The 12,280-nt window shown below is 45.3% G+C and carries 13 protein-coding genes; 4 read left to right on the top strand and 9 right to left on the bottom strand.

Features of this window, described 5'->3' with window-relative positions:
- Nucleotides 1–48: 48 nt before the first annotated feature.
- Both mltF and R4537_RS14965 read left to right on the top strand, forming a co-directional pair.
- Nucleotides 49–1,641, top strand: a complete 1,593-nt coding sequence (gene mltF, locus R4537_RS14960) for a membrane-bound lytic murein transglycosylase MltF (RefSeq protein ID WP_071179649.1) — start codon at nt 49–51, stop codon at nt 1,639–1,641.
- Nucleotides 1,642–1,819: 178 nt separating this feature from the next.
- Nucleotides 1,820–1,951, top strand: coding sequence for a hypothetical protein (locus tag R4537_RS14965; protein ID WP_000946180.1), 132 nt, complete (start codon nt 1,820–1,822; stop codon nt 1,949–1,951).
- A gap of 49 nt (nt 1,952–2,000) precedes the next feature.
- On the opposite strand, the gene tadA is transcribed toward R4537_RS14965, so the two are convergent.
- The 6 genes from tadA to R4537_RS14995 form a co-directional block, all read right to left on the bottom strand.
- Nucleotides 2,001–2,528 (bottom strand): tRNA adenosine(34) deaminase TadA, encoded by a 528-nt coding sequence (gene tadA, locus R4537_RS14970; RefSeq protein ID WP_071179648.1) that lies wholly within the window; start codon nt 2,526–2,528, stop codon nt 2,001–2,003.
- 122 nt (nt 2,529–2,650) lie between these two features.
- Nucleotides 2,651–4,210: an AbgT family transporter gene (locus R4537_RS14975; RefSeq protein WP_071179647.1), complete on the bottom strand. Its 1,560-nt coding sequence runs from the start codon at nt 4,208–4,210 to the stop codon at nt 2,651–2,653.
- Nucleotides 4,211–4,609: 399 nt separating this feature from the next.
- Nucleotides 4,610–5,023, bottom strand: coding sequence for a type IV pilus modification PilV family protein (locus R4537_RS14980; RefSeq protein ID WP_001244854.1), 414 nt, complete (start codon nt 5,021–5,023; stop codon nt 4,610–4,612).
- Nucleotides 5,013–6,356, bottom strand: a complete 1,344-nt coding sequence (locus R4537_RS14985) for a hypothetical protein (protein ID WP_080483652.1) — start codon at nt 6,354–6,356, stop codon at nt 5,013–5,015. The genes R4537_RS14980 and R4537_RS14985 overlap by 11 nt, the downstream gene beginning before the upstream one ends.
- A complete protein-coding gene (locus R4537_RS14990) occupies nt 6,353–6,943 on the bottom strand; it encodes a PulJ/GspJ family protein (protein WP_032481440.1) in 591 nt (196 codons plus the stop codon). Before R4537_RS14990 ends, R4537_RS14985 begins: the two co-directional genes overlap by 4 nt.
- Entirely contained in the window at nt 6,924–7,436 is a 513-nt protein-coding gene (locus tag R4537_RS14995; protein ID WP_032481441.1) for a GspH/FimT family pseudopilin, read from the bottom strand. The genes R4537_RS14990 and R4537_RS14995 overlap by 20 nt, the downstream gene beginning before the upstream one ends.
- A gap of 96 nt (nt 7,437–7,532) precedes the next feature.
- On the opposite strand from R4537_RS14995, the gene R4537_RS15000 reads away from it, so the two are divergent.
- The gene (locus R4537_RS15000) at nt 7,533–7,976 is read left to right on the top strand and encodes a type IV pilin protein (RefSeq protein ID WP_032480646.1); all 444 of its coding nucleotides are present in this window, start codon (nt 7,533–7,535) and stop codon (nt 7,974–7,976) included.
- Nucleotides 7,977–8,025: 49 nt separating this feature from the next.
- Here the strand turns inward: R4537_RS15000 and dnaJ are convergent, their stop codons facing one another.
- Both dnaJ and dnaK read right to left on the bottom strand, forming a co-directional pair.
- Nucleotides 8,026–9,171, bottom strand: a complete 1,146-nt coding sequence (gene dnaJ, locus R4537_RS15005; RefSeq protein WP_000043914.1) for a molecular chaperone DnaJ — start codon at nt 9,169–9,171, stop codon at nt 8,026–8,028.
- Between the two features lie 199 nt (nt 9,172–9,370).
- The gene (dnaK, locus tag R4537_RS15010; RefSeq protein WP_000516157.1) at nt 9,371–11,278 is read right to left on the bottom strand and encodes a molecular chaperone DnaK; all 1,908 of its coding nucleotides are present in this window, start codon (nt 11,276–11,278) and stop codon (nt 9,371–9,373) included.
- Nucleotides 11,279–11,435: 157 nt separating this feature from the next.
- Here dnaK and R4537_RS15015 point away from each other — a divergent pair, with 157 nt between their 5' ends.
- Nucleotides 11,436–11,549, top strand: a complete 114-nt coding sequence (locus R4537_RS15015; protein ID WP_228006377.1) for a transporter — start codon at nt 11,436–11,438, stop codon at nt 11,547–11,549.
- Here R4537_RS15015 and grpE read toward each other — a convergent pair.
- Nucleotides 11,542–12,144 (bottom strand): nucleotide exchange factor GrpE, encoded by a 603-nt coding sequence (gene grpE / locus R4537_RS15020; protein WP_000064037.1) that lies wholly within the window; start codon nt 12,142–12,144, stop codon nt 11,542–11,544. The two genes, R4537_RS15015 and grpE, sit on opposite strands and share 8 nt — an antisense overlap.
- Between the last annotated feature and the right edge of the window lie 136 nt (nt 12,145–12,280).

The raw sequence follows: 12,280 nt of genomic DNA on the forward strand, positions 1-12,280 counted from the left end.
CGCCTTTGATATAAAGGCATCTGTCTTGATGAGAGAAAACCCAAATTGATGACTCCTTTTGCATATAAACATCCCATTCGCGCACTCTGGCTAGGCTTATTGAGCCTGCTCTTAGTCGGTTGCCAAATCGATTCTGAGCCCAAAAGCGAGCTAGAAAAAATTCGTGAACGTGGTGTTTTACGCGTTGGTACACTCAATAATCCCCTCTCCTATTACATCGGCCCAGATGGTCCGGCCGGATTAGATTACGAGTTAGCCCGCGAATTTGCTAAAGAGCTTGGCGTAAAGTTGGAAATGAAGCCAGCATACCGCCTATCTAGCCTGTTTCCTGCCTTAAAAAACGGTGAAGTGGACATCATTGCGGCAGGCTTAAGCCAATCCGAAGAACGACTCAAAGATTTTCGCGCCGGTCCTGCTTATTATTACGTCTCGCAGCAAGTGGTCTATAAAAAAGGTGACTGGCGACCACGCAGCTTCAAACAGTTGGTCGAACGCCAGCAAGCCTTATTAAAGGACAATCCTGAACTGGCCTTTTTCAGCGTGGTGGATGACTCCCATTTTGAGCACACCTTGCTAGCCAAACAGCACAAATACCCCGATTTTCAATTTCATGTCGACAGCAATTCCGATGTAAATGACTTACTGAAAAAAGTCTCACAAGGTGAGTTACTGTTTACTATGGCCGACTCTGTTGAGGTGTCGCTTTCTCAACGCATCTATCCTGAGCTGGCAGCAGCATTTGAATTAACCGAAGATCAGCCGATCTCATGGTTTATCCGCCGTTCCGACGATGAAAGTCTGTATGCCTTAATGATTGAATTCTTTGGCAATCTCAAGCAATCGGGCTATTTGGCGTCTTTGGAAGAAAAATACATCGGCCATATTGGTACCTTTGATTATGTCGATACCCGCGCCTTTATTCGCGCGCTGGATACAAGGTTACCTCGATGGACACCTCTCTTTCAAAAGTACTCGGCAGAGTTTGATTGGCGTTTAGTCGCCGCACTTGCGTATCAGGAGTCGCACTGGAATCCGTATGCCAAATCGCCTACAGGTGTCCGTGGTTTGATGATGTTGACGCTACCAACCGCGCGCAGCGTGGGAGTAAGCGATCGCCTCGATCCAGAGCAGTCGATTCGTGGTGGTGTGGAATACTTGCGACGTATGATGGAGCGTGTTCCTGACTCGATTTCCGAACATGAAAAAATTTGGTTTGCCTTAGCCTCTTACAACATTGGCTACGGGCATATGATGGATGCGCGACGCTTAACCAAAAGCCAAGGTGCAGATCCTGACTCATGGGCGGATGTCAAAGATCGCCTGCCACAGCTGCAGCAGAAAAAATACTTCACCCAGACCCGCTATGGCTATGCGCGTGGCGACGAAGCACGTAATTATGTGGAAAATATTCGCCGTTACTACCAAAGCATCATCGGCCATCTTGAGCAGCGTCAGCTGGCAACAGGTGATGAAAGCATTGAAGATCTCACCGTGATTGCGCTTGATGAAGAATTTTTCAATGAAGAAGCAAACCGTGAAATCTTGGATGAAGAAGCGGAAGCACTCGAATCAGAGTCACTCGAAAACAGTGAATCGAGCGCCGAGCCATCCGCCAAACCATCTACTGAGAGCAAAAATTAGCCACTTGATTTTTGGGAAGAAAACACGTAAATCAATGTGTGAATTAAATCGCTTTCCTGTTGTCAGAAACAGGTAACATTCCAATGCAATAATAAAGCAGATCGATAAGCGATTTATTAGGTTCCCTGACGTTAAGTCGTCAGGGTTTTTATGTCAGTCAGTCGTAGGAGGGTGTTTTATGTTGAGACGTAAACGTCAATCAAAACTCCTGAACAAAACCGTATCCGCTAACCGCAGACGCCGTATGCTGGCCAATAGCAAGAAAAAAGTCTTGGCTCGTCATCGTGCATTTGTCCAGTTAAGTAGCTAGATACCTACCTCTCGAATGGCAAACATCTCTATCGATGTTTGCCAAAAATTCACTGCTCATTCTTTCTCTCAGCATCATTTCGCTCTGCATCACGTTTGGCTTTAATTTCTTTTCTTCGGCGCTGAAAAAACGCTTGTAACTGAGCTCGACACTCCTCTTCCAACAGCCCTTTTTCAACCGTCGCGTAGTGATAAGCCGCTTGGCTGCTAAACAGATCCATCACCGTTCCTGCCGCACCCGCTTTCAAATCTGGCGCGCCATACACAATACGCTTTACCCGACTGTGCAATAGCGCCCCGGCACACATAGGACAAGGCTCCAGTGTCACATACAAGGTGGTATCGAGTAGTCGATAATTACTCAGTGCTTTGCCAGCTTTTCGAATCACTTCAATTTCTGCATGCGCAGTCGCATCATGGTTCGTAATCGAACCATTCCAGCCTTCTGCAATGATTTCGCCATCTCGAACCAACACCGCTCCAACAGGGACTTCTCCCTGCGCTTCAGCTTGGGCGGCTAACGCGATGGCTCGGCGCATAAATTGTTCATCTTGAGCAGAAAATAGAGACGCTGACAAAATCACACTCCACGGATTCTTGAAAACGGTGATTCTAGCGGAGATCGCGGACAAAACAAAAGCCAGCCCAAGAAAAAGCCCACTCGAAGGAGTGGGCTGACGATGTTTATCGGTTTAATCACTTACATGGTGTAAGTGTACGGAGCTTGAATACCCAGCGGGATACCCAGTGCCCAGTAAACCAGCAGGAACAGTGACCAACCAATCAGCATAGCGATTGAGTACGGCATCATCATCGAAGCCAAAGTACCGATACCGGTTGATTTCACATAGCGTTGGCAATACACCACCACCAGTGGGAAGAACACCATCAATGGAGAAATAATGTTAGACACCGAATCCCCCACACGATATGCCGCTTGAGACAGTTCAGGAGAAATACCCACTGCCATCAACATTGGCACCAAAATAGGACCAATCAACGCCCACTTAGCCGATGCTGAACCGACTAATAAGTTGACCATCGCAGTGAGTAGAATCATGCCCACAATCGTGGCTTGACCCGGCAAATTCATCGCTTTTAGACCTTCTGCACCATACAGAGCCAACATAGTACCAATGTTAGATTGACCAAAAGCAGACAAGAATTGCGCACAGAAAAACGACATCACAATGTACGCGCCCATGGTCGACATGGTGGCCGACATCGCTTTGATCACATCGTTACTGTTTTTGAAGGTTCCTGCGACACGGCCGTAGACAATCCCCGGGATAATAAACAGGATAAAAATCAGTGGCACAATCGACTTCATAATCGGCGCAGTGAAGGCGGTAATTTCACCTTCAGGCGAACGTAGAGCAGAGTTATCAGGCCACACAGCAGCCACTAACAGTGCGATACCCGCAACCATTGCCCAACCTGCGTAACGGAAAGCTTTTGATTCAATCGCAGTGAAAGAGCCTAGATCGGGTGCTGATTCTGCATCCTCATCCACTTTCGTCGCCGCCAAACGTGGCTCAATCACTTTATCTGTCACATACCAACCAATCGCTACGATGATGATTGAGGAAAGGCCCGTTAAGTAAATGTTGGCTAATGGGTTAACTTGATAAGACTGATCCAACACTTGCGCTGCCGTTTGCGTAAAGCCCGCCAACAGCGGATCGATACCTGACGGAATAAAGTTTGCCGAGAAACCACCAGATACGCCAGCAAACGCGGCAGCAATACCTGCGAGCGGATGACGACCTGCTGCATGGAAAATGATACCACCGAGAGGAATAACCAGAACGTAGCCTGCATCTGCTGCGGTATGCGAAACAATCGCCACCAAAATCAGCATAGGTGTCAGCAGTTTCGCCGGTGTGACATTAAGCATTTTCTTTAGGCCAGTGGTAATAAAGCCTGAAGAGTCAGCAACGCCAACCCCGAGCATGGCGACAAGTACAATGCCCAATGGCGCAAAACTGGTAAACGTGGTCACCATATTGGCAAGAAAATGAGCCAGTGATTCGCCAGTCAGTAAATTTTTGATTTCTAATGCCTCATTAGTACGAGGGTTAGTCAATTCAAAACTGACGTTAGAGAGTAGCGCAGAAGAAACCCAAACGATAACTAAAGCCCAGAAGAAAAGAATCGCGGGATCTGGGATTTTATTCCCTGCCCGTTCAATAAAGTTGAGAAAGCGATCCATCCCACTTGGTTTGGCCGATGGCGCTTGATTGATAGCTTGGTTACTCATAGTAAATTCCGTAATGTGATGTTGCTGCGTGAGGCCTTGTTAGTGTGGCCTTCTGTATCCGTTTCGAGTTTTTCCCTGTGAACCATTGAAATTGGTCACAATGAAACGGCGATTTGTCGCTTGGCATTGTATAGAAACGCCTAAACCAAAGCACAGCGTTCGTCCTTTTTTTACATATTTAGAGACATATTTTGCAAAAATAGAAAACCAAAGACACACACTCGAAACATTATCAATAACGAAGCATATACATTTAAGAAACCAATTTGCAAAACATGAGTTTGCACTTATCAGCGCCGACAAAAGCAAAAATGAAGCAAATGGATGGGAAAAGAGCAAAAGAAACGAAACTCACAGCACAATAAACCGAGGGAGAATAACGTGGCCAGAAGGACTCGTTCAGTCAAATTCGCTGTATTTAGAGATCATGGTTTTCAACTCTACCGACTGAGTTTCACCATGGCGATCCTTCCATGACGCTTGGATATGAATGGTTTTGAGAGCCCCCGACAAGGTTGCAGCGGGTACAGACCAAGACAAAGTATAGAAAGGATGTGAAACATCATTCCCAGAGACAATATCGGTCGCGAAATTTGCAGTTGGTATGGCAGGGTTAGCTGAAGAAGCGCCACGAGTACGAAACCACTCCAATTTTTGCTCAGCAAGATTTAACGCTTCAATACTGTGCATCGCGTAATCAGCGCGTTGCTCGATATAAGCTTGTAATTTCACCAAACCAAGCGCACCAACGCCAATCAGTACAAACGAGATCATCACTTCGATTAAGCTAAAACCACATTGCTTATTGCGCATTCCAGCTTCCTTCTTGCCACTTAGGAGGGGAAGAGCTATTTACAAACTCCTTCATAATATCTGAATTAAATTTAAGATTGACTGAGTTTTTAAACAATGCACTCTGATTACGAGCATCCAAAATCATCCCTCCTGAAAAATTAAATGAACCTTCCATATACATAGTAGCTAGTGTCGCATCACCATCTTTATAAGATTCTTTCCCATTTATTGCTTCAAGCCCAGCTTTAAACTCATTAGGATTATGTTTTAGAGATGCGATTAATGATGCATCAAAAGCAGCATTGTTCCATTGTTCTTTTACTGGCGTATAAGTGCTATTCACATGAACAAAAACACCATTAATATCTACAGCACTTCGGCCTCCAACAATGCCATTATGAACGACCAAAAGAACCTTCATTTTGGGATATTTCCCTTTGTTTAGCAAATTAGTAAGATTAGTATCAAACTCACATGGACCATCAATCCAAATAGCATTATTTCCGTTAGTTTTTAAACCGACTTGATTAATTTTTGTGAAACAATCGCTACCTTTAGTTGTTGATATTTTCTTAAAATCATTTTTTGGATCATCTCTAACTTTATGCCAATCAGAAACATCTTTACCGAAATAATCTTTGAATGGTGATAAATCGGTATCTCTTTGTGTATCTAAATCAACAGAGTGACTTACAAGCTCACCCTTTTCATTTAAATAATATCCAGATGGTTGTGAAGAATTTGTTTTGTAGCTCGTCCCACACTTTACATCTTGCTTATAATCAGTACCAGGACTAACTCCTGAAGAATAATTCAAATCACCATTTATAAACCCACCACCAAAATATGCTTTATCTCTAACAACCATTGATACACATTCATAATATTCATCATTACCCGTGCTATTTATATTCCCAGGATCAGGTGAAATACTTACTGATGCATTAACAACTAAATTTGATGCGCTACGTATAGCACCAGCCCCTACTCCAGATAAAGGAATAATAATGTTCTTACTTACGTCTGTGTAACCAATTTTGCTACTTATTTTTGTTGTAAGATTAGCTGACGCCAAAGATTCATATGTGAAAGCGATTGTATTACCAGCAATATTACATGCAGGGATAGAAGATGCATTTGGTATAACACTATCTCGAATAGTTTTTGTGTACACACACTCCAACCCTCCCTCTGCAAGCCAATGTTCTTGCCTCGCTTTAACCTCATTCTGTGCACGCTTAATTTGGTAAAACAGATTTTTATAGGAGCCTAAAGTCACTACCAGAGCAACAGAGAGTAATATAGAGGTGATTAGTAAGGTTGCTACCCCTTGCTGATATTGACGCATCATTGCCAATTCCTTTGTTGAACCTTTAATGACATGGTATGAGAAATCGAGGGATCATTTTTTAACTCAGCCGCCACAGAAATTGAAACAAATGCACTTTCAACTGCAGAACCTGATAAAACAGTTCGATGAACGTCAAACTGAGTGACTTTAATTTGTTTCGGGTCAAAAAGGTCAAAGCATCCTGTCGCTGCAGATACAATATTTAAAGGTACGGATGAGTCCTTTTGGCAATACTCCAACATATTATTATTGAGTTGATATACAGTATTACTCGTAATGGTTGTATTTTTTCTATAAACATAGCCAATCTTATTCGTTTGTTGAAAAAGGATATTAGCTGAGCCAGAAAGCATCATTGAGTTTGTGGATATTCCATCAAAACCAGCACGCTGAATATCCTCTTTCATCTGTTGCATTACACTGCTCATTTGTTGCAAAAGCATAATTTCTTTACTGCGTTGCGCTGCCGCTTTTTGGTTCGACAGAAATACCGTGCCAACAATAGCCAAAGCCATCGCCCCCACCAAAGCGGCAATCATAAATTCAATGAGCGTATTACCTTGCTGTTTAGCACTTTGCAAAGCCATATTTTGCCTCATTTTCAGTGCAGACTTTGACTCGCCCAGCTCGATTATGAACGATAACTTTGATAGGACTCTTATCAGATTCGGATTGCTTAATCACTATACTGCCTGCTTCTTGTGGATTGCCCATCACATGATCGAATTTCAAACTGGTCAATGTGTTCGTACTCGACAACAACAAATTTCGATATCGGTTACCTTGCAACTCAGCGATTGTATTGTTTGACGTAATCGTCGAAACATTAGACACACTCGCGAGGATGAGCTTCCAATTTCCTGTCGATGAAGGAAAACCTTGAATATGAACCCATAAATCCTGATTGCGTAACACGGATTCGGACTTCGCTTGAATCAAGAATCCTTGCAATTCATTGGCTAAATTCACCATTTTTGTTTGTTGGCTGACTTTGGAAAAATTGGGGGCAGCAAAAAGCAGTAGCGCAGTGAAAACAGCGACCGTGATAAGAAGCTCCAGTAAAGTAAAGCCGCGATGCATTTCCCAAAATCCTTTGCAAACCGTGAGAGTATGATGAATCAACTTGCATAGATGCTAACAGCTATCAAAAATGGTGTTGTTTTATAAAGAGAAGTAATGGAAATGATTCGAAAAATTTTCTGCAAGCCAAGTATGAGTCAGCAACAAGGTATGACATTGATCGAATTAATGATCGCGGTGGTGATTGTGGGTGTTTTAGCAAGCATCGCTTATCCAGCCTATACCGACTATGTCAAAGAAGGTCATCGCAAACAGGCGATGGCAGATATGGCCAAAATTCAGCTCTATTTAGAAGAAAAGTACCACAATGGCTATACGGCGACAGGCATAGTCGATGCTCAAAAGGTATGTAATGCGTTTTGTAGCGTAGACAATGATCGTTACAAGATTGCGGTCGAAACAACAGCTAACGGCTATCTCATCACCGCGACTCCTCAAAAAAACAAAGGCCAAAATAGTGATAAATGCGACGGTAACACTTACCCCTCTCTCACCTTGAATGAGAAAGGAGTGACATCACCGATTGGGTGCTGGAAATAAGAAAAGACCAGCAAGCTGGTCTTTTCGATAGTGACTCATTGAATCTTGATTAACTGGTTAAGTCATCAAAAAACTTCTTCACACCATTAAAGAAGCCTTCGGCTTTCGGCTTGTGTTTCGTCGCCGCCTCACCGCCACAAGATTCTTCAAATTCTTTCAACAGCTCTTTCTGGCGAGCACTTAGATTGACTGGAGTTTCGACCACAAGTTTGACAATCAGATCGCCCAGTGCTGCAGAGCGAACGCCTTTCACGCCTTTACCGCGCATGCGGAACATACGACCCGTTTGGGTTTCCGCAGGCACTTTCAAGCTCACGCGACCATCGAGTGTCGGTACTTCCACTTCACCGCCCAGAGCCGCCATCGCGAAGCTCACTGGCACTTCACAGTACAAGTTGTTGCCATCACGCTCGAAAATGTGGTGCTCTTTGACATGCACTTGTACGTACAAATCCCCTGCTGGCGCGCCCATTTCTCCCGCTTCACCTTCACCGGAAAGACGAATGCGATCGCCGGTATCCACACCCGCTGGGATTTTGACATTGAGTGTCTTGGTCTTTTGCTTACGACCTTGGCCATGACAGACGTTACAAGGATCTTTAATGATCTTGCCTTTACCATGACAGGTTGGACAGGTTTGCTGCACCGCAAAGAAGCCCTGACGCATCTGAACTTGGCCATGGCCGTGACAGGTTCCACAAGTTTGTGCCGAAGTGCCTTTTTTCGCACCCGAGCCATCACAAGCGTCACAGTGTACTAATGTCGGTACTTCAATCTCTTTCGAGCAGCCACGAACCGCTTCTTCAAGGCTCAGTTCCATGTTGTAACGTAGATCGGAGCCACGCTGTGCTCTTGGGCCGCCGCCACGGCGACCACCACCGAAGATGTCACCAAACACGTCACCGAAAATATCGCCAAAATCAGCACCGCCGCCGCCGAAGCCACCGCCACCAAAACCACCCGCGCCTTGCTCAAATGCCGCATGGCCGTACTGGTCATAAGCTGCTTTCTTCTGCGCATCAGTCAGAATTTCATACGCTTCTTTGACTTCTTTAAACTTTTCCGCCGCACCAGCATCTCCCGAGTTGCGGTCCGGGTGGTATTTCATCGCAAGGCGTTTGTATGCCTTTTTAATATCACGCTCGGAGGCGTCACGGCCTACGCCTAATACTTCGTAAAAATCACGTTTTGACATGTTCTCAGTCACCAATTTATTACTGCCAACGGCTATGCCGCTCGGTGGGTATCGATATAGATAAGGGGATCCGGTTGCCTTTATCTGTAGCGACACGCTTCAAACAGACGGGCGTAAGAGTTTCCTCAAACGCCCGCTGCTTCAAAGTTCAATAAGAACTCAGCAAACCGCACGCATCATATCGTGCGGAATGACTTCATTACTTCTTATCGTCGTTAACTTCTTCAAACTCAGCGTCCACTACGTCATCTTCTTTAGTTGAAGATTGACCCGCGTTTGCACCTTGTGCTTGAGCTTGTTGCTGTGCGATTTCCATCAGCTTCTGTGCCGCTGCCATCAGTGCTTGCACTTTGGCATCGATTTCCGCTTTATCTTCGCCTTTTTTCGCAGTTTCTAGCTCGCTAATTGCAGTCTCGATCTTCGCTTTCTCATCCGCTGGCAGTGCTTCGCCTGCTTCTGTGATTTGTTTGCGAGTCGCGTGGATCATCTGGTCTGCTTGGTTACGTGCAGTCGCTAACTCTTCGAACTTTTTATCCGCTTCTTTGTTCGCTTCTGCTTCTTGAACCATTTTTTCGATTTCAGCATCGCTCAGACCGCCAGAAGCTTGGATAGTGATCTTCTGCTCTTTACCAGTCTGTTTGTCTTTGGCTGAAACGTGCAGGATACCGTCCGCATCCAAGTCGAAGATAACTTCGATTTGTGGCATACCACGTGGCGCAGCGTTGATGCCCTCTAGGTTAAATTGACCCAGAGATTTGTTGTACATCGCTTGCTTACGCTCACCTTGCAGTACGTGGATGGTTACTGCGCTTTGGTTATCTTCCGCCGTAGAGAACACTTGGTTCGCTTTGGTTGGGATAGTGGTGTTTTTCTCGATGAGCTTGGTCATCACACCGCCCATGGTTTCGATACCCAGAGACAGAGGCGTTACGTCTAGCAGTAGAACGTCTTTTACTTCACCCGCTAGAACACCACCTTGAACCGCAGCACCTACCGCTACCGCTTCATCAGGGTTCACGTCTTTACGTGGCTCTTTACCAAAGAATTCAGCTACTTTCTTCTGAACCATTGGCATACGAGTTTGACCACCCACAAGGATAACGTCAGTAATCTCGTTTACAGATAGGCCAGCATCCGCCAGAGCAACTTTCAGTGGTTCCAGAGAACGTTGCACCAGATCTTCAACCAGCGCTTCCAGTTTCGCACGAGTCACTTTGATGTTCATGTGCTTAGGACCAGTCGCATCTGCCGTGATGTATGGCAGGTTCACGTCAGTTTGCTGCGCAGAAGAAAGTTCGATTTTCGCTTTCTCAGCCGCTTCTTTCAGACGTTGCATTGCCAGCGGATCGTTACGCAGGTCGATGCCTTGGTCTTTTTTGAACTCGTCAACTAGGTAGTTGATCATGCGGTTGTCAAAGTCTTCACCACCTAGGTGAGTGTCACCGTTGGTAGACAGAACTTCGAAGGTTTTCTCGCCTTCAACTTCATCGATCTCAATGATAGAGATATCGAATGTACCACCACCAAGGTCATAAACCGCGATAGTGCGATCGCCGCCTTGCTTGTCTAGGCCGTAAGCCAGAGCTGCCGCGGTTGGCTCGTTGATGATACGTTTCACTTCTAGACCTGCGATACGGCCAGCATCTTTGGTTGCTTGACGCTGAGCATCGTTAAAGTAAGCAGGTACAGTGATAACTGCTGCAGTAACGGGTTCACCGAGGAAATCTTCCGCGGTTTTCTTCATTTTCTTCAGCACTTCAGCAGACACTTGAGGAGCCGCCATTTTTTGGCCTTTCGCTTCAACCCAAGCATCACCGTTGTCAGCCTTAACGATTTTGTAAGGCATGATTTTGATATCGCGCTGAACTTCTTCGTCTTCAAAACGACGGCCGATCAGACGCTTGATTGCAAATAGCGTGTTTTGTGGGTTAGTGACTGCTTGACGTTTCGCAGGTTGACCCACCAGAGTTTCACCGTCTGTATAACCAATTACAGAAGGAGTAGTACGCTCACCCTCTGCGTTTTCAATTACGCGAGGCTTGTCGCCGTCCAGCACAGCAACACATGAGTTTGTAGTACCTAAGTCAATACCAATGATTTTACCCATCAGGCTATCTCCAAAAAAATTCTATGTTCGAGTTTGTATACCCCTAATGTGGGGATGGAGAATCGGGTTTCAACCCCTACTCACAAACCAAAACGGGCTTGTTTGCTTCTCGTATGCCCCTTAAATAAGGTCTTCAAAAACCATTTCAAGGGTAAAAGTGAAAAAAATTCAGATTTATTGTGTTTTTGCGCATAAATCGGTTTTAGAACATAAAAAAGCGAAGCCAATCGGCTTCGCTTCTTCTGTCGCTCAGGCTCTAAGAACTACTTAGACACCATCACCATAGCAGGGCGTAATACGCGGCCATTCAGTTCATAGCCTTTTTGCATCACAAACATCACCGTGTTTGGCTCATGCTCAGCGCTTTCTTGAATCGACATCGCTTGGTGGAATTCAGGGTTAAACGCTTCACCGTGCGGGTTAATCTCTTTCAAGCCGAACTTCGCAATCGTATCAACGAAAGTTTTGTGCGTCAGTTCTACACCTTCTAGCAGAGGTTTGATCGCTTCAACTTCACCATCGGCGGCTTGAATCGCACGCTCAAGGTTATCAATCACTGGCAGTAGCTCTTCAGCAAAGCGGCTCAGCGCAAATTTACGTGCTTTATCCACTTCCTGCTCGCTACGGCGACGCATGTTTTCGACTTCCGCACGGGCACGCAGTACGCTGTCTTGCTGCTCTTTCACGCGCTCTTCGCTCACAAGCAGCGCCGCTTCTAACTGAGCAATTTTCGCTTCTTTCTCATCGATTTCGTCAGCAGCTTGGTTCCAGTCGATATCGGCATCTGTTCCTACAACTTCAGCTTCAGTCTCAACCGCGTCTTGTTGCAGCTGCTCGTCTTTGTTCTTGATCTCTTCGTTGCTCATGATATCTCCAAAATTCACTTCATACTGGTCAGGAGAAATCGTCTAATCGTCGATTTCCCAACACAAAAATTCGCATAAAAGCACAACTTGCCCTTATTATGGGGACGATGAATTCTGATTCAAGCATAAATCGGTT

This window comes from Vibrio paracholerae, assembly GCF_037672085.1.
In the GTDB taxonomy this organism is placed as follows: Bacteria; Pseudomonadota; Gammaproteobacteria; order Enterobacterales; family Vibrionaceae; genus Vibrio; species Vibrio cholerae.